Raw genomic sequence first — 17547 nt, 5'->3', positions numbered from 1 at the left:
AGAACACAGCTTGGCCCCATAAGTTGCTTTAACGCAAAGATGTGCGAAAATGTCAAGCGGACGCTCAAACCAAAAGTCCGTAAAGGACTGTTAAACGCTCTCTCACACATTTCTGATGCGAAATACCAAAACATTCTTTTTGTCAAGCTTGTTCCTGATTGGCTTAACAATTAGTTTTCTGCTGACTCCTGGTTGGTTCTCAAACTTCCCATCCCGGGCGATCGCACTTATGCCTCCGCAAACCCAAACCGCCGAATTTCGCGCCTTCTGGGTGGACGCCTTCAACCCCGGCTTCAAAACCCCTCAAGAAGTCACAAAATTGATCGCAGACGCGCAGCGGGCAAATGCCAACGCGATCGTCGCCCAAGTCCGCCGCCGCGGCGATGCCTTTTACACGAGTGCGATCGAACCCCGCACCCTCGATCCCAACGTTCCCGCCGGTTTCGATCCCCTCCAAGATTTGATTGACAAAGCCCACGCCGCAGGCATTGAAGTGCACGCTTGGATGGTTACAATGCCAGTGGTTTCGGGCAACAAACTTCCCGCCAATCACGTTTGGCAACAACACGGGCCTTCGGCCCCCGGCCGCGATAATTGGGCGATGCTGACTTACAGCGGGGAAGCCCCAGGTTATCTCGATCCCGGCCATCCAGACGCCTTAGATTATACCGTTTCGGTGTTTTTGGATTTGCTGAAGCGCTACGATGTGGACGGCGTACAGCTCGATTACGTGCGCTACGGCGGGCCGAATTGGGGCTACAATCCAACTGCGATCGCCCGTTTCAATCAGCAAACAGGCCGCACGGGTACACCCGCACCCAGCGATCCCGCGTGGATGCAGTGGCGGCGCGATCAGGTGACAAATTTAGTGCGGAAGCTTTATGTAGAAGCCCTGGCGATTAAACCGCAAGTCAAAGTGACGGCGGCAACAATTGCCTGGGGCGACGGCCCGAAAAACGATGAGGCTTGGACTCAAACGCAGCCCTACAGAGAAGTTTTGCAGGATTGGCGCGCTTGGCTGGAAGAAGGCATTATCGATATGGCGATGCCGATGACGTACCAGCGCGAGTACAAGCCGCAGCAGAAGCTGGGTTTTGACCACTGGATCGAGTACGCTAAAGACCACCAATACAACCGCCAAATTGCGATCGGCCCCGGCAATTACCTCAACTACATCGAAGACACCCTAGCCCAGATTCGGCGCGCCGAACAGCCCTCTGCGAAAGGAAATCACGTAGCCGGTACGGTGCTGTATTCCTACGCTAGCAGCAACGTGTACACGAATGTCGAACTGCGATCGGGCGGCAGCGGAGATTTGCCCCGCCAGCCTTGGAAATACGTTCCCCAAAGCAACGATTTGTTTTACACCGCGCTTTCTGTGCCGAGTCAATACGTTGACGCTGCGACGGGCAAAACCGTTCAAACTCAGCCTGTGTGGGCGACAGCAGCAGCGGTTCCCGATATGCCTTGGAAGTCGCGGCCGACTACAGGTGCGATCGCCGGAAATTTGCAGAAGTGCGAGCGAACTTGCGACGGCGCGAACTTGACATTGCAGCCGATCGATGCTACTGGCCAAGTGCGCCAACTGCGGGCGGATGGTAAAGGATGGTTTGGGGCGATCGAGCTTTCTCCGGGAACTTATCAGTTGAAAGTTGACGGAAGTCAAATTCAACAAACTGTTAATGTTGTCGCAGGTGAAGTCACAAAAGTGAATTTCGGAGCCTCTTAATATCTTTTTAGGGTGCGCCGAGGTGCGCTATAGCAGTCCTAAATCAGTCGCAAAATCGATCGAGATTAGAATCCTTGTAGTGCGAGCATCTTGCTCGCGTACTATTTTTCAAATCATTTAGGATTGCTATATTGCGATCGACTTACAGCGTATCCCGGGTTTATAGAACCCATTTAGGATCTTTTTGTTGTCGTCTCACAAGCCTTTGAGGTATCTAGGTTGTATCTGGTTTGATGCCTGTTAGCTTAAAGTCCTGACTCTGGTATTAAATCCTCTGGTAAAACGATCCCCTCAAAACCATATAGTTCGCTCAAGAAGATACCAAATGGGTTCTATAAAGTTTCTAAGATTTCTGACTTAGGGAATCTTACTTTTGCGAGTGAAGCATACTTATCTGCTTCAGAACGATAGCCAGCCGCACAAGCTACGACGGTAGTAAAGCCTTTTGCAGAAAGACCCAACAGGCGATCGTAATTGACAGGTTCAATTCCTTCCATTGGACAGGTGTCAACACCAAGTAATGCAGCACTGGTCATAAAGTTGCCCAGTGCAATATAAGTTTGGCGCGTTGACCAGTCATTGATATTAAAACTGCGGCCACCATCAACCAAGTCACTGACGATTAGACTCCGATATCCTGCCATTGCCTCTACAGTCCCGCCCCGCAGCTCGACAGTGCGAGCCATAAAGCGATCGACATCCTCGGCAGTGAGATTCTTTTTAATCGCGAACACGACATAATGAGAGCAATCAGTAACCTGTGACTGATTCCAGGAGAGGGGCTTGAGCTGTTCTCTAAGTTCCGAGCTGGTAATAATCAGAAATTTCCAAGGTTGAAGCCCATAAGAAGATGGTGTTAACACTAACGCATCTTCTAAAGCTGTCCAGATTTCTGGAGCAATTGTTTTGGCTGGATCGAACTGTTTGGTGGCATATCGCCATTTGAGATTTTCGAGTAAGTCTGTCGTAGTGATGTGATTCATTTCTTTTACTTAAGAGATTGCAATTAATCATGGTTGAAACGGATAATTACAGGCTGGTTGCAAATAATCCTGGTTCAAATGAAATGATAACGGAAGCGGTCTGCAAAAAGTAGCGAGCAGGTCGATTTGATCCCCGACAGACTAATTTTTAGCTAATTCCTAATCGCTTTCGAGAATACCCGCCAGCAAAGCTTGCTGAACGTGCATCCGATTTTCGGCCTGATCCCAAACGCGCGATCGACTTCCTTCAATTACCGCATCCGTAATCTCTTCATCGCGGTGTGCCGGCAAACAGTGCAGTACAATTGCATTCTTATCTGCCAATTCTACCAGTTGTTCGTTGACTTGAAAAGGCTCAAACAAAGGAATCCTGCTTTTCGCTTCCTCTTCCTGTCCCATACTCGCCCAAACATCGGTATAAATCACTTGAGCGTTTTTCACAGCGGCTGCCGCATCAGCAGTCACAGTAACTTCGGTGTTTCCGCTAGCAATTGCCTTCGCTTTTTCCACAATCTCAGGATTGGGCATAAAATATTGAGGGCAAGCAATTCTTACGTTCATCCCCGTCATTGCACAGCCCAACATCAGCGAATTTGCCATATTGTTGCCGTCGCCAAAATAAGCTAAGGTTACTCCTTCCAGCTTGCCAAAACACTCTTTAACTGTCAGCAAATCCGCCAGCACTTGACAGGGGTGTTCGTCATCTGTTAGGGCATTAATCACAGGAATTGTAGCATAATTGGCAAAAGTTGCTAAATCTTTTTGCTCGAAAGTCCGAATCGCCAAAATGTCCAAATATCTGTCTAAAACCCTGGCTGTATCTACCAAAGGTTCGCCGCGGCTGACTTGAGTAACGTTGGGATTGAGGTCGATTACTTGCCCTCCCAATTTGTACATTGCCACTGTAAAACTTACCCGCGTTCGCGTTGAAGCTTTGGAAAATAACAAGCCGAGAACTTTATTGCGTTTCAGCTTTACCATTCCCGATTTTAAACTGGCTGCTAGATCTAGCAAATAATTTAATTCGTCAATGCTTAAATCTGCCAGACTTAATAAATCTCGCCCTTTTAAGGAATCCATGCTTTCCCCCACACACAAATTTTTAACTTTGTCTTAAATCTTAGCCCGCAGAGGCGGGTTTTGTTTGCGTGCTCGCTTGTTTTAACTTGCGGGCAATTGCTCGATCGCGCGATCGATCGAATCGCAACCTTGTTCAACCGTTTCTACCACAGCCAACAAACCCCGCAATTCCCCAGCGCCGGGGAAACCCTTAGCATACCAGGTTAAGTGCTTGCGCGCTTGGCAAACACCGCTTTCACCTTTATATTCCCACAAAGCCCGCAAATGTTCTTTAGCACATTCGAGACGTTCAATTGGTGTCGGAGTTATCTTTTCTAAACCTGTTTTTAGGAAATAATCGACTTCTCCCACCAAGAAAGGATAGCCCAAAGTTCCCCGCGAGCACATCACTCCATCGGCGCCGGTTTCTTCGAGACACCGCACCGCTGCTTCCACTGAAAAAATGTCTCCATTGGCAATTACAGGAATCGATAAAACTTCCTTAACGCGGCGAATCCACTCCCATTTTGCCGGACCGTTGTAACCTTGCGATCGAGTCCGGCCGTGTACGGTAATCATTTGTGCACCCGCATCCTGCATCCGCTTAGCAAAATCCAAAATATTAATTTCACCATCCGTCCAACCGATGCGAGTTTTGACAGTGACAGGAACATCTACAGCTTGCACAACACTCCGCACAATTGCCTCGGCAGTTTCGGGAGCTCGCAGCAAGGAAGAACCGCCACCATTTTTAGTAATTTTGTTAACCGGACAGCCCATATTAATATCAACAGTATCCGCTCCTTCTGCCACTGCCTTCTGCGCCGCTTCTGCCAAGAAATCCGGCCGGCAGTCAAACAATTGAATGCTAATCGGGCGCTCGTTCGGGTCAACTTCCATAATTCTCGGCAGTTGCTTCACGTAGTGTAAACCCGTAGCATTTACCATTTCGGTGTACATCATCGAATCCGGCGCGTAGCGGCGCACCAGGCGGCGAAATACCAAATCTGTAACGCCGGATAAGGGCGATTGCAGCACGCGGCTGTTCACTTCAAAATCGCCGATTTTCAGCGGAGTTGCTAATCTTTCTTTTAATTCGGGAGAGAGAGCAAGCATAGTCGATCGCACTTTAATTCTAATATCTGTATATTATACAACATTAAGTATTTATGCTTGAAAAAGTAAAAACTGAATACAAGCCCCACAAAAAATTCATTCTTTGTGGAACAGGCCGGAAAGCCTGCTAAGCAAGAATGGTGCAAAATGTGAGTTTTCAACTACAATTGGTGGATTCCCGATGACGCCGATCGAACATTAAAAAAATTGTAGAGAATTCCTATGGACGCCGCAGCACTCTGGCAACGCTACCAAGACTGGCTTTACTATCACTCTGGATTGGGACTTTACCTCGATATCAGCCGCATGGGGTTCGACGACGCTTTTGTCGCCGCAATGAAACCCAAATTTGACAAAGCTTTCAAAGACATGGCAGCATTGGAAGCAGGTGCGATCGCCAATCCAGACGAACACCGCATGGTAGGCCACTACTGGCTGCGAAACCCCGATATCGCCCCTACCTCAGAACTCAAACAAGAAATAGTCGAGACAATACAACAAATCGAAACATTTGTCAAGAAAGTTCAAAGCCGCGACATCAAACCGCCATTCGCTCCGCAATTTACCGATATAATCTCGATCGGCATCGGCGGTTCCGCCCTCGGCCCCCAATTTGTCTCCGAAGCTTTATCCCCAGACATTCCGCCCCTAGCAATTCATTTTATTGACAACACAGATCCGGCTGGGATCGATCGCATCCTCAACAAAATCAAAGACAAACTAGCCAGCACCCTAGTAATTACTATCTCCAAATCCGGCGGCACCCCCGAACCCCGCAACGGTATGATCGAAGTTCAAAAAGCCTTCGCCGCCGAAAAACTGGATTTTGCCAAACAAGCAATTGCCATCACCGGAGTTGACAGCCAACTAGACAAATTAGCCAAATCTGAAGGCTGGATTACCACTGTTCCAATGGCCGATTGGGTGGGAGGACGCACTTCCGAATTGTCAGCAGTCGGACTTTTGCCAGCAGCTTTGCAAGGCATCGACATCCAGGCCATGCTCGACGGCGCTAAAGTCATGGACGAAGCGACCAGAATTCCCGAAATTAAAAACAATCCTGCCGCCCTGTTAGCCATGAGTTGGTACTTTGCCTGCAACGGACGCGGAGAAAAAGATATGGTAGTTTTGCCTTATAAAGATTCACTGCTATTGTTCAGCCGCTACTTGCAGCAATTAGTCATGGAATCGATCGGCAAAGAGCAAGATTTAGATGGCAACACAGTTCATCAAGGAATTGCAGTTTACGGCAACAAAGGCACCACCGACCAACACGCCTACGTCCAGCAACTGCGAGACGGCGTGCCGAATTTCTTCCTAACATTTATCGAAGTTTTAGAAGACAGGCAAGGCATTTCCCCAGAAGTAGAAATTGGCGTTACTTCAGGAGATTATTTGTCTGGTTTGTTGCAGGGAACACGACAAGCTTTGTACGAAAATCACCGAGATTCAATTACTCTGACAATACCGCAAGTAAACCCTGGGACGGTAGGAGCATTAATCGCCCTCTACGAAAGAGCAGTAGGTTTTTACGGTTCCTTAGTGAATGTCAATGCCTATCACCAACCGGGCGTGGAAGCAGGCAAAAAAGCGGCCGCTGCTGTGTTGGATTTGCAAAAACAGGTACTGCAAGTGATCAAAGACGCTGAAACACCTTTGTCTGTAGCAGAAATAGCCAAAAAAGCAGGAAGACCAGAGCAAATCGAGACAATTTACAAAACTCTGCGGCATTTGGCAGCCAACGGGCGCGGCGTAGCTTTGGAGGGAAATTTGGGACAGCCGGCTACTTTGACTACAAGTTATCAAGAAGGTTAACTAATTCGGCCCAATTCCCCATCCCTCTTACAGGGTGGGGATGGATAGCCGGACGACAACGAAAGCTCCTCCGAGTTAGTATATAAATGGTTGCGACCCACCCACACGGCTGTCAACAAAGGTCACACTAGCAGTAATATGCTTACCACGGGTAACTAGCGTGAGAAAGGGGGAAAGATTGCAGTCACTGGCACGCCCATAGGCGGTAAGAAAGACACCAAACTGCGATGTACGGAAAACAATCAAACTGCCTTGGGAAGCAGGGCGGCTGCCTGGGTTCCTCATTAGAAGATAAAGCTGGAAACAGTAGAGAGGGAGAGTAAGACCATCACCGACTTGAGTGTCGGACTTGCAACTAATGTAAGTTCCTAACGTGGCATCTGCCAATGAGACAGGAAGCCCCATCCGCCATGCGGTGGGGTACTTCACCAGTAGAATTAATAATTAATTCCCCCCATGCCCTTGACAATTCTGGTTGCTGACGACGATTTTGCGACTCGCTTGTCGATTACCGATTATCTGGAAATTACCGGATACTCTGTAATCGCTGCTGAGAACGGCAAAGAAGCTTTGGGCTTGGTAGAGGAATTTCAGCCCCACTTGATTGTTACCGACATTACAATGCCCGAAATGGATGGCTACGAATTCGTGCGGCGAGTTCGGACTCGTCCGGCTTTCCGCTTGCTGCCGGTGATTTTTTTGACGGAACGGACGAGCACGGAGGAACGGATTCGGGGCTATCAGATGGGCTGCGACAATTATCTTGCTAAGCCTTTTGAACTCCAGGAATTGGGGGTAGTAATTCGCTCTTTGCTCGATCGCTACGCTCTGATCGCCCAGGCGCCCTCTCGCTCCCCCGAACCTGAACCGATGCCAACAGAGGGGCGCAACAGAGTCAAGAGCAAGGGAGAATTAGATTTTTTAAACCAAAAATCAGAAACGGGCGATCGCGCCTCTCCAAGCCTTAATGCTCCGAGTTTGACCCAGCGAGAGCAAGAAGTGCTAGATTTGCTGACAGAAGGTCTTTCTAATATTCAAATAGGCTCCAGGCTCCACCTCAGTCCTCGAACTGTCGAAAAGCACGTCAGCAGCTTGTTCAGAAAAACCGAAAGCAACAACCGAGCAGAACTGGTTCGCTTTGCGATGGAACACCATTTAGTCGGTAATTGGTAATTGGTAACTGTTAATTGTTAATTGTTAATTGTTCCTGACTGATAACATACTGCAACAAACCCTCGGAAGCGTCCAGCAGCAAATCAATTACTCGATCGAAACCCTCCGGGCCGCCGTAGTAAGGGTCGGGCACTTCTTTAAGGTCGTATATCTGGCAAAAATCGCACATCAACCGCACTTTATCTTTATATTTTCCCAAATTATCGAGGGCAAGAATATTCCGATAATTCTCCCGATCCATCGCCAGAATCAAATCAAAATTCTCAAAATCTTTCCTGGTAAATTGGCGCGCTTCTCCTAACAATTCAATTTCTCGCTTCCTCGCCGCCAATGCCATCCGCCTGTCAGGAGGGCTGCCAATGTGATAGCCACCAGTTCCGGCAGAATCGCAGGTGATGCGATCGCTCAAACCGGCTTTTTCTATTAAGTGATTCATAATATTTTCTGCTGAGGGCGATCGGCAGATGTTTCCGAGGCAGACAAACAATAATTTAGTCATTAGTCATTAGTTATTAGTTATTAGTTATTAGTTATTAGTTATTAGTTATTAGTTATTAGTCAGTCAACAGTCAACAGTGCTAATTTGTAGGGTTCGTCGCTTTCAGAGTCAATCTGCAACTTCCATCGAACATGGAGCAGCGACGCACCTTACTATAGCGGTTTTCCAGAAAGTTTAATCAGTCAACAGTCAACAATTGACTGCGGTTTTCCAGAAAGTTTAATCAGTCAACAGTCAACAGTCAACAGTCAACAGTCAACAATTGACTGATGACTGATGACTAATGACTAACCGAAACCGGGGAGATTCAGTCCGCCGGTGAGTTCTTCCATTTTCTCCCGCATCGTCATCGTAGACTTAGCGTAGGCATCCTGCATCGCCACCGTGACGAGTTCAGAAACCACATCAGCACCTTCACCAAGGGCATCAGGGGAGATTTCCACGCGACGGGGTTCTTGGTTGCCGCTGAGAAAAACCTTGACCAAGCCGCCGCCGGCAGTTCCCTCAATTTCCATTACATCCAACTCTTCTTGGAGCTTTTTAGCTCCTTCTTGAACCTGCTGAGCTTTTTTGAAAGCTTCAGTCAGTTCTTTCATTTTGCCCAGGCCGAAGCCAAATCCCTGTCCTGATTTTGTCATAGCTACTTTGCGATTGTGTGTGGGCTGGCAGTCTGCCGTTTCCTTATTACTTTAATAATGCCCTAGAAGGGAAACTCTCCCAGTATTCTAACTTCTGGCTCCAACAACAGCGACCACCGCTGCTCGACTTGCTGTTGAACGTGGCGGATCACTTGAAAAATATCATTGGCCGTTGCCGACCCGCAGTTAAGAATAAAATTAGCATGGCGCTGAGCTACTTGTGCCCCGCCGATCTGGTATCCCTTGAGTCCCGCTTGTTCGATGAACCAACCGGCAGTCTTCGGGCCGGGGTTGCGGAAGACTGAGCCACAGCTCGGTAAGTGGTAAGGTTGAGTTGTCCGCCGCTGGCTGAAATGGGCATTAGTTTCTGCCATTACTTGCGATCGGTCGAATCCCGGCTGCAACTGGAAAGTCGCTTCAGTCACCAGCCGATCGCCCCCTTGCAGCCCCGAAGTCCGGTAGCGGTACTCCAACTTTTGGGGAGTCAGAATTTCCACCTTGCCACCTGGGGATAGGACGCGAGCATTTACCAGAATATCAGCAGTACAGCCCCTGTGAGCGCCTGCATTCATCACCACAGCCCCTCCCACGGTGCCCGGTATGCCAACTGCCCATTCGAGGCCTTTCCAGCCCCGTTTAGCCGCTAACCAAGCGAGGCGCGGAATTGACTCCCCCGCCCCCGCTGTAACTTGACCTGTTTCTGGATTAAAGTTCACCTGTTTCAGGTAGCGAGTGCCGACGACCAAACCGGACAAACCCCGATCGCTCACCAACAAATTAGAACCCGCACCCAGCAGAGTCACCGGCACCCCTTCATCGTGTGCCCAGGCAAAACTCGCTTGCAAAGCCTCCATGCTGCGAGGAGCAATGTACCACTCGGCAGGGCCGCCGACTCGGAAGGAAGTCAGGCCCGCCAGCGAAACTTGGGAGTTAATCTTGCAATCAGTTCCCCGCAAAGAAATAGGAGAATACACTCGCCGATTTTCCTTAACAGAGGAGTCATTCGAGATAGTCACCATCTTGAAAATCCTTAAAAATACCTGCGAAGAGAAGACGTGGTTGAAATTTCTATTTACGGGTGGTTATGCCGCCCCTCCCTGCGAGCCGCTCTTTCAGCAGTGTCGGTACAACCTGCACCGCCGGGGGCTGTCGATCGACTCTTCTGGGCGAGCGAGCTAATCAGGGCGATCGGCTTGTTGATAAAAAGCCATAACCTCTGGAATAATCTGATTCAGATTGCCAGCTCCCAAAAACAGAGCCAAATCCCCCGGTTGCAGATTTTCGGTTAAAAACTTACTTACCGACTCCAGGGAAGCCCGAAACTCAACCTCTCGACCTTCTTTAGCAATCAAATCAGCAACCTGCTGCCCGCTAATCTCTCCTAAATTCCGTTCCCCAGCACTATAAATATCGCAAGCCACAACCAAATCAGCATCCCCAAAAGATTGAGCAAATTCTGGCAAAAATGTCAGAGTCCGGCTGTAACGGTGGGGTTGAAAAATGGCAACCACTCTTCGGGATTTGGGATTTTTTTCGCTACCTTCGATGCGCAAGCGAGCCGCCGCCAAGGTAACGCGAATTTCGCTAGGATGGTGGGCGTAGTCGTCCACAAACAGGATGTCATTGTGAAAACCCCGCACCTCAAAACGGCGGCGAGCTCCTTCAAAGCCAGCAATCGCTTTCGCAATCGCCGAAAACTCTAACCCCAACAATCGACCCACCGCTACCGCAGCTAGTGCATTGCTGAGATTGTGTTTGCCTAGCAACTTCAACTCCATTTCCCCCAGGAAAGCTCCTCGCTCCCAAATGCCAGCCTTGGTGCTTTCGGCTCCGTACTCCACGTCCGAAGCCGTGTAGTCAGCACCGCTGTCGGGCTGCAAGCTATAACTGACATGAGGCCCAAGGCAGTCTTTGACGATTTGGTCGTCAATGCAGCCCACCAAGGTTTGACAGTTTTGGGCAAACACCTTAAATGTGTCTATTACCTGGTCGAGGGTATCGTAATGGTCTGGATGATCCAGTTCCACATTCGTCACTATGCCAATTTTGGCTACCAGCTTCACGAGAGAACCGTCGGATTCATCAGCCTCGGCAACTAAGTAAGGGCCTTCCCCCAAACGGGCATTGCCTTCCCAAGCATTTACCTCGCCTCCTACCACAATTGTCGGGTCTAGACCCGCAGCCATCAGCATGAAGCCGATTAAGCTGCTAGTAGTAGTTTTGCCGTGAGTCCCGGCTACGGCGATACTTTGATAATCTTGAATTAAGGCTGCCAACACATCCGATCGATGAAAAATCGGACAGCCCAAATCTAAAGCAGCTCGATATTCGGCATTTGCCGGGTGAATTGCCGTAGAACATACTACTTGAGGCAATCCCCCAATTGCTTCGGCGGCACAAGCGTTACCGTTCAATTTGAGAGCTTCGGCTGTCGCGACGGAAGTCCCTACCGTGCCAGCGACTGCCGAGGATACGGCCCCTTGCGGCCCGCGGTCGGGACTGCTACCGTTGAGGGCCGTTTGAAATACTTCAAAATTGCTGGCTTCTTGACGCCAAAAAATGTGAGCTCCCATTCCTTGCAAGCGCTCGGTTATGTGACTCGATTTAATGTCGGAGCCGTACACAGGCAACTTGCGTTTAGCTAGAATATAGGCAAGGGCTGACATCCCAATCCCACCAATGCCGATGAAATGGAATGGTCTACCGCTGAAATCAACAGAACTCGGCATCTTCGCTCCTCACACACCACACCACGCCAATAACACGCGATATCATATCAAGAATTGTTTTTTCAGGATACAGTTCGCTAGAGATTTTGTACAAAATTCTCTGCGCGTCCCTTGATTTGCGGGACTTGTAGAGATGTTTGTCTTGTATCCTATATGACTTAGTACCGAGTAGTTTTCCGGAACAGTCACAGCTCGAAAATTGCAGGTCAGAGAGAATGGGGTCTGGGTCTGGGCCAACAGACGAATTTTGGGCGGTTGCATATCTCCTGCATTCTTCTGTTTCTATCCGTCTGCGGTGCTGGGATACGGCAGCAAAAGCCCCACAACCTTTTTACCAAGATTGAGGGTAAAACCCATAAGGATTTACAAACACTACCACGTATGGTCAAACTTCGCTCATTTTCTAGTCATTTCTCTACTTGTACGGTCATTTTTTCCCGAAGGTCATTCGATTTTAGATTTTAGATTTTGGATTTTGGATTGACCCCACGGATCGAGTCGGGGGCTTGAGGATTTTAGATTTTAGATTTTGGATTGATTCCACGGATAAATCACGTGGCGGGTACCATCAAGAAATTCGCTTGTCAGAGATTGATATCAATTCCGGTTGCACGAGCGACATGATTGTTGACTGTTGACTGTTGACTGTTTGGACATTTGAACAATACCGATGCCACCGGAAACGATATGACACGATCGCAAATATACTATCTATTCTCACTTAGTTGTATATATACAATGTGTTAGGCAGTTAGTCGAAATAGGCGAAAAGCGATCGAGCTGATGGCTAAAAGCGTACAAACATAAAATTTGGGCGATATCTCGATTAATAATCCTGATTTTTGGGAAATATGGCGAAAATAGCGATTTTTGGGGGGACTTTTGACCCGGTTCACTGGGGCCATCTGTTGGTGGCCGAGACGGCGGCGAGTCAATTTAATCTCGATCGAATCATTTGGGTACCCGATCGCGCTCCTCCTCACAAGTGGCGCCCGGATTTGGCAAGTTTTGAGCGGCGGCGGGAAATGCTCGCTCTGGCGATCGCCGATCGCAAGGACTTCGTAATTTCGCCGCCGGAGGCAAATCCCAGAGGCAGTTCTTTTGCGATCGACACCCTGCTGTATTTGAAAAAATTGTATCCAGGCGACGATCGCTGGTACTGGATTATAGGTAGCGACGCATTCCTTACTCTCCCCAAATGGCACCGGTGCGGCGAAATTGGCGGGTTGTGCGACTGGTTGGTGGGCCCGCGTCCGAGTCAGGGAGATGGGGAAACAGGAGAAAGCGGGGAGATTGGGGGAGTGTCCGAGTGGGGAGATTGTCCGGGTGGAAAGCCCATCGATTCCGGCGGGGACAGGATGCAGGTTCAGACAAATGCTGTTGGCCGGCGAGTTGCCGAACAAATGGCTCTTTTGGACGTGGAAATTCGCTGGGAGGTGCTGTCCATGCCTGCGATCGAGATTTCGTCGAGTCACATCCGCCGCTGCTGCGCCGAAAGGATCGACCTCCGCTACTTAGTCCCCGAAGTTGTCCGAACTTATATTGCAGCCCATCAGCTTTACCAGTAACCAGCGGCAGAAAGCCTAATGCCTTCTGCCTTGCGATTTCAGCCTTCTAGAAAAGTTCAAGCTTTTTTGATAAAGACAAAAAGTTAGAAAGGATCGACCTTTGCGATATGATCTTGTCTCATAACTCAATTCTTAAATTTTTCCAAAATTTAAGCCTAAGCTAAGGGCTGCCATCGTTAGGAGGTACTAAAGTGATTCGAGTCGCGATCAATGGTTTTGGACGTATCGGCCGCAGTTTTGCGCGCTGCTGGCTGGGCAGAGAAAACAGCCAGCTTGAGCTGGTGGCTATTAATGACACTTCCGATCCGAAAACTAATGCTCACTTGCTGAGATACGATTCCATGATGGGAACGTTGAAGGGTGTGGACATCAGTACGGATGAAAATTCCATTACTCTAAATGGCAAGACAGTTAAATGCGTGAGCGATCGTAATCCGCTCAACCTGCCTTGGAAAGATTGGGGTATTGATCTGATTATTGAAGCGACCGGCGTCTTCGTTGACCAAGCTGGTGCATCGAAGCATATCACTGCCGGCGCTAAAAAAGTGCTAATTACCGCTCCCGGCAAGGGGCCTGAAGTCGGCACTTATGTGATGGGAGTCAACCACCACAACTACAAGCACAGTGACTACACTGTCATCAGCAATGCTAGCTGTACTACTAACTGTCTGGCTCCCGTACTGAAAGTGCTGCACGAAAATTTTGGCATCGTCAAAGGCATGATGACCACTACCCACAGCTATACGGGCGACCAGCGCTTGCTGGATGCCAGCCACCGGGATTTGCGGCGCGCGCGGGCTGCTGCGATGAATATTGTGCCGACTTCTACCGGAGCGGCCCAAGCTGTGGCTTTGGTGATTCCAGAATTGAAGGGTAAGTTAAATGGCATCGCCATGCGCGTACCGACTCCTAATGTGTCGGTAGTTGATTTTGTGGCTCAGGTAGAGAAAAAGACTTTTGCCGAGCAAGTAAATCAAGTCTTCAAAGAAGCGGCCGAAGGCCCACTGAAGGGAATTTTGGAGTACAACGATTTGCCTTTGGTTTCTTGCGACTATCGCGGAAACGATTCTTCTTCAATCTTGGATTCTAGCTTGACGCTAGTTATGGACGGCGATATGGTGAAGCTGTTGGCTTGGTACGACAATGAGTGGGGCTACAGTCAGCGGGTGGTAGACTTGGCTGAATTGGTCGCCCAAAGGTGGGAAGGTTAGAATCCTGACTTCTTTCCGGCAGTCGGGCAGGGGTTGAAACCCCTGCCTCAAAGCTAAAGTCCTCGCTATGAGGACTCAGAAGAAGACTTTTAAACTTACTTTTCCGGTATGTGAGGTACATAGCAGAGGTAGGGACACGGCAATGCCGTGTCCCTACGGGGATATTGAACGTGCCTCATAAACCTGCAATCTGCTGTATTAGTCTTCTTAAAAGGACTCAGAAGAAGACTTTTAAACTCATTAGTCCTCATAGCGAGGACTTTAGCTATTAGACTAGACAGGGAATTCATTCCCTGGCGGACTACGGAGTGGCGGACAGTCTGCTTAAGTTGTCACCAATGAACTCTGCCTGGAAATGACTTAACTGTCTTGAACTCTTAGTCTGCCTCCGCAGACTTCGTTTGTTTAGGAGCGGTTTCAACCGCCGAATCATCAAGTTAAATAATTTATATGAAAAAAGCGTTAATTTGTGGTATATCAGGTCAGGATGGAGCTTATTTAGCTAAACTTTTGCTCGATCGAGGTTATGAAGTCTGCGGCACCTCCAGGGACGCCCAAATGTCTAGTTTCGGAAACCTGGCACGTTTGGGCATCCGAGACAGAGTAAAACTAGAATCCATGTCTCTCAACGATTTTCGCAGCGTCTTGCAGGTACTAGCGAAAATTGATCCCGACGAAGTGTACAATCTAGCAGGCCAAAGTTCCGTCGGCCTGTCTTTTGAACAGCCCGTAGAAACCCTCGAAAGCATTGCCACAGGCACATTGAATCTGTTAGAAGCAATTCGGTTTACAGGCGGAAAAATCAAACTTTACAATGCCAGTTCCAGCGAATGTTTTGGGGATACCGGAGGCAGTGCAGCGGATGAAAATACGCCTTTTCGCCCCAGAAGTCCTTACGCGGTAGCGAAAGCAACGGCATTTTGGGAAGTAGCGAATTATCGGGAAGCTTACAATTTGTTTGCGTGTTCTGGTATTCTGTTCAATCACGAGTCGCCGCTGCGGCCGGAGAGGTTCGTCACCCAAAAAATTGTATCTGTTGTGTGTCGGATTGCTGCGGGTAGTTCGGAAAAACTGCTTTTAGGTAATATTTCAGTGCAGCGGGACTGGGGTTGGGCGCCGGAATATGTGGAAGCGATGTATTTGATTTTGCAGCAGGAAGAACCGGATGATTATGTAATTGCAACGGGTGTAAGCTATCCTTTGGAGGAGTTTGTGCAGACAGCGTTTGTTGCTGCGGGTTTGGATTGGCAGGAACATTTAGTAACCGATGCGAGTCTTTACAGACCGACGGAGATTGCAGTTGGGAGGGGAAATCCGGGTAAGGCAAAAGAAAAATTGGGCTGGGAGGCAAAATACAAAATGCCCGATGTGGTGCGGATGATGGTGGAAGCGAGGCAGATTTGAGGTAAAATTATTGGGTGAAAATATGGCAGCAGAATATGCGACAGTTAATGAGTGGTATAAGGCCAATCGCCGGGAGTTGAAGAAATATCGGGGTCAGTGGATAGCTTATACTAACGAAGGTGTTATTAGTGGCGATCGGGATTATCGAAAAATGAAGGACGGGATTCCGGCTGATATACCCAACTTAAGTTATGTCATCGGTCGTATATATGAAAGCGAATTTGTTGAACCAGTTAGGTTTTATCCTGTTAGAATGAGGGTCTTAAAAGCTCACGATTGGCAGCCCAGATGAAGTGGTGAGCGCAGTGAACTCTAATTCACAAGTTGGGCTGTGAGTCAATGGCACAGGGGTGCGATCACTTTTGTGTTATCGTAATATTAAGTTATGTTAGTTCAATTAGGTACGATCATGAAACCAACAGAAAGTCAAGACGGTTCGCTCAAGGGTAGTAACTTAATATTTTTAATATCTCAGCCACGCGCTGGTTCTACACTAACACAACGGATTTTGGGGGGTCATCCTGATATTCATACTGTGTCTGAACCTTGGTTGATGTTGCCTCCATTAACAGCTTGGCATTCAACTATTGGTTATAATGCTGATTACGATCAAGCTTTGGCTCAAGTAGCAGTTTCCAGTTTTATAGGTAGTCTTTCTCAAGGAGAAGAAGATTACGTTCAAGGCTTGCGTCGAATGTATTCCTATTTATATGAAAAAGCGAGAGAAGAATCTGGGAAGCGTTACTTTTTAGACAAAACTCCTAGATATTTCTATATAATTAATGAACTATACAGAACTTTTCCCGAAGCACGATTTGTATTTTTGTTCAGGAATCCTTTGTCAGTTTTGTGTTCTATTGTCACAAGTTGGGCTAAAGATAACTTGTCTAGGCTCAAAGAATTTAAAAATGACTTGTTCATGGCTCCTCAAAAATTACTGGAAGGCGTGACTAATTTAGGAAAACAGTGCTTAGTAATTCATTATGAGTGGTTATTGATGAGTTCAGATGAAGAAATTGCTAGAGTCTGTGACTTTTTAGGGATTTCGTTTAGACCAGAAGTGGCTGAGTATGGTGTAAGTAACACTTCTCCGGCGTGGCTCTATGGAGATCAAGTGAAGTTATATCAAAATACTAAACCAGATTCAAGCAACTTAAATAAATGGTTAGAAGATATAAAGCAGCCGCAGATATGGCGGCTGGCAAGTGATTATTTGCAAATATTGGGAGAGGAAACCATAGAAAAATTGGGTTATTCTTATCAAGAATTATGGTCAACATTAAATCAAGAAGTTCCCACGATAGAACAATTAAAAGATACTTTGCCACTGGAATTTTATTGTGAAGAGGCATTATCATCAAGGAGTGAAGTTAGCCATTTTATACAATTGACTCAAAAAAGTTTAGGGGGATGGATAGGGGCGAAAAAAGAGGCAGGAGACGCTTTATATGGTTTGCCAAAACAACAAGAAGCGCAGTATCAAGAGTCTTTGACAAGAGTACATAAGGAGTCGCAAAAGTTGCAGACAGAATTAGAACAGTCCCAGTCTCAACTGCATCAAACTCAGGGGGAATTGGAACAGTCTCAGTCTCAACTGCATCAAACTCAGGGGGAATTGGAACA

Annotated in this window: 15 protein-coding genes; 8 read left to right on the top strand and 7 right to left on the bottom strand. The window is 48.0% G+C overall.

Features of this window, described 5'->3' with window-relative positions; all coding sequences use genetic code 11:
* The first annotated feature begins 115 nt into the window (after nucleotides 1-115).
* Nucleotides 116-1729: a family 10 glycosylhydrolase gene (locus QUA02_RS01130; protein WP_333024609.1), complete on the top strand. Its 1614-nt coding sequence runs from the start codon at nucleotides 116-118 to the stop codon at nucleotides 1727-1729.
* A gap of 332 nt (nucleotides 1730-2061) precedes the next feature.
* Here QUA02_RS01130 and QUA02_RS01125 read toward each other — a convergent pair whose 3' ends face one another.
* The 3 genes from QUA02_RS01125 to dusB form a co-directional block, all read right to left on the bottom strand.
* The gene (locus QUA02_RS01125; RefSeq protein WP_333024608.1) at nucleotides 2062-2712 is read right to left on the bottom strand and encodes an NAD(P)H-dependent oxidoreductase; all 651 of its coding nucleotides are present in this window, start codon (nucleotides 2710-2712) and stop codon (nucleotides 2062-2064) included.
* A gap of 159 nt (nucleotides 2713-2871) precedes the next feature.
* Nucleotides 2872-3792, bottom strand: coding sequence for an ornithine carbamoyltransferase (gene argF / locus QUA02_RS01120; protein ID WP_333024607.1), 921 nt, complete (start codon nucleotides 3790-3792; stop codon nucleotides 2872-2874).
* 81 nt (nucleotides 3793-3873) lie between these two features.
* Nucleotides 3874-4887 carry a tRNA dihydrouridine synthase DusB gene (gene dusB / locus QUA02_RS01115; protein ID WP_333024606.1) on the bottom strand — a complete coding sequence of 338 codons (1014 nt, stop codon included), beginning with the start codon at nucleotides 4885-4887 and terminating at the stop codon, nucleotides 3874-3876.
* Between the two features lie 222 nt (nucleotides 4888-5109).
* Here dusB and QUA02_RS01110 point away from each other — a divergent pair, with 222 nt between their 5' ends.
* Nucleotides 5110-6702, top strand: coding sequence for a glucose-6-phosphate isomerase (locus QUA02_RS01110; protein ID WP_333024605.1), 1593 nt, complete (start codon nucleotides 5110-5112; stop codon nucleotides 6700-6702).
* A 456-nt stretch (nucleotides 6703-7158) separates the two neighbouring features.
* A complete protein-coding gene (locus QUA02_RS01105; protein ID WP_333024603.1) occupies nucleotides 7159-7875 on the top strand; it encodes a response regulator transcription factor in 717 nt (238 codons plus the stop codon).
* Between the two features lie 10 nt (nucleotides 7876-7885).
* Here QUA02_RS01105 and QUA02_RS01100 read toward each other — a convergent pair whose 3' ends face one another.
* The 4 genes from QUA02_RS01100 to murC all read right to left on the bottom strand — a co-directional run bounded on the left by QUA02_RS01100 (nucleotide 7886) and on the right by murC (nucleotide 11741).
* Complete coding sequence (locus QUA02_RS01100) at nucleotides 7886-8374, bottom strand: low molecular weight protein-tyrosine-phosphatase (protein ID WP_333024602.1); 489 nt, start codon at nucleotides 8372-8374, stop codon at nucleotides 7886-7888.
* 287 nt (nucleotides 8375-8661) lie between these two features.
* Entirely contained in the window at nucleotides 8662-9012 is a 351-nt protein-coding gene (locus QUA02_RS01095) for a YbaB/EbfC family nucleoid-associated protein (RefSeq protein ID WP_006634273.1), read from the bottom strand.
* 62 nt (nucleotides 9013-9074) lie between these two features.
* On the bottom strand, nucleotides 9075-10031 hold the full coding sequence (murB, locus tag QUA02_RS01090) for a UDP-N-acetylmuramate dehydrogenase (RefSeq protein WP_333024601.1): 957 nt from the start codon (nucleotides 10029-10031) through the stop codon (nucleotides 9075-9077).
* Between the two features lie 156 nt (nucleotides 10032-10187).
* Nucleotides 10188-11741 (bottom strand): UDP-N-acetylmuramate--L-alanine ligase, encoded by a 1554-nt coding sequence (gene murC / locus QUA02_RS01085; RefSeq protein WP_333024599.1) that lies wholly within the window; start codon nucleotides 11739-11741, stop codon nucleotides 10188-10190.
* A gap of 851 nt (nucleotides 11742-12592) precedes the next feature.
* Between murC and nadD the strand changes: the two genes are divergently transcribed.
* The 5 genes from nadD to QUA02_RS01060 all read left to right on the top strand — a co-directional run.
* Nucleotides 12593-13309 carry a nicotinate (nicotinamide) nucleotide adenylyltransferase gene (gene nadD, locus QUA02_RS01080; RefSeq protein WP_333024597.1) on the top strand — a complete coding sequence of 239 codons (717 nt, stop codon included), beginning with the start codon at nucleotides 12593-12595 and terminating at the stop codon, nucleotides 13307-13309.
* Nucleotides 13310-13500: 191 nt separating this feature from the next.
* Nucleotides 13501-14520, top strand: a complete 1020-nt coding sequence (locus QUA02_RS01075) for a type I glyceraldehyde-3-phosphate dehydrogenase (protein WP_333024596.1) — start codon at nucleotides 13501-13503, stop codon at nucleotides 14518-14520.
* Nucleotides 14521-14970: 450 nt separating this feature from the next.
* Nucleotides 14971-15924 carry a GDP-mannose 4,6-dehydratase gene (locus QUA02_RS01070; RefSeq protein WP_333024595.1) on the top strand — a complete coding sequence of 318 codons (954 nt, stop codon included), beginning with the start codon at nucleotides 14971-14973 and terminating at the stop codon, nucleotides 15922-15924.
* 22 nt (nucleotides 15925-15946) lie between these two features.
* A complete protein-coding gene (locus QUA02_RS01065) occupies nucleotides 15947-16216 on the top strand; it encodes a DUF5678 domain-containing protein (protein ID WP_333024593.1) in 270 nt (89 codons plus the stop codon).
* Nucleotides 16217-16333: 117 nt separating this feature from the next.
* Nucleotides 16334-17547, top strand: a 1214-nt coding sequence (locus QUA02_RS01060) for a sulfotransferase (RefSeq protein ID WP_333024591.1), incomplete at its 3' end; no start/stop codon positions are given.

Origin of the sequence: Microcoleus pseudofavosus SVA1_A4, from assembly GCF_036700565.1 — a bacterium.
Classification (GTDB): domain Bacteria; phylum Cyanobacteriota; class Cyanobacteriia; order Cyanobacteriales; family Microcoleaceae; genus Microcoleus.
Note: the sequence above shows the minus strand (reverse complement) of the source record. Positions and strands in the feature narration are given on the sequence as shown.

Coding starts and splice junctions, on each gene's coding strand:
- dusB (WP_333024606.1), bottom strand. CDS start 4,887: ATGCTTGCTCTCTCTCCCGAATTAAAAGAAAGATTAGCAACTCCGCTG.
- murB (WP_333024601.1), bottom strand. CDS start 10,031: ATGGTGACTATCTCGAATGACTCCTCTGTTAAGGAAAATCGGCGAGTG.
- murC (WP_333024599.1), bottom strand. CDS start 11,741: ATGCCGAGTTCTGTTGATTTCAGCGGTAGACCATTCCATTTCATCGGC.
- argF (WP_333024607.1), bottom strand. CDS start 3,792: ATGGATTCCTTAAAAGGGCGAGATTTATTAAGTCTGGCAGATTTAAGC.
- QUA02_RS01105 (WP_333024603.1), top strand. CDS start 7,159: ATGCCCTTGACAATTCTGGTTGCTGACGACGATTTTGCGACTCGCTTG.
- QUA02_RS01110 (WP_333024605.1), top strand. CDS start 5,110: ATGGACGCCGCAGCACTCTGGCAACGCTACCAAGACTGGCTTTACTAT.
- QUA02_RS01095 (WP_006634273.1), bottom strand. CDS start 9,012: ATGACAAAATCAGGACAGGGATTTGGCTTCGGCCTGGGCAAAATGAAA.
- QUA02_RS01125 (WP_333024608.1), bottom strand. CDS start 2,712: ATGAATCACATCACTACGACAGACTTACTCGAAAATCTCAAATGGCGA.
- nadD (WP_333024597.1), top strand. CDS start 12,593: ATGGCGAAAATAGCGATTTTTGGGGGGACTTTTGACCCGGTTCACTGG.
- QUA02_RS01130 (WP_333024609.1), top strand. CDS start 116: ATGCGAAATACCAAAACATTCTTTTTGTCAAGCTTGTTCCTGATTGGC.
- QUA02_RS01065 (WP_333024593.1), top strand. CDS start 15,947: ATGGCAGCAGAATATGCGACAGTTAATGAGTGGTATAAGGCCAATCGC.
- QUA02_RS01070 (WP_333024595.1), top strand. CDS start 14,971: ATGAAAAAAGCGTTAATTTGTGGTATATCAGGTCAGGATGGAGCTTAT.
- QUA02_RS01100 (WP_333024602.1), bottom strand. CDS start 8,374: ATGACTAAATTATTGTTTGTCTGCCTCGGAAACATCTGCCGATCGCCC.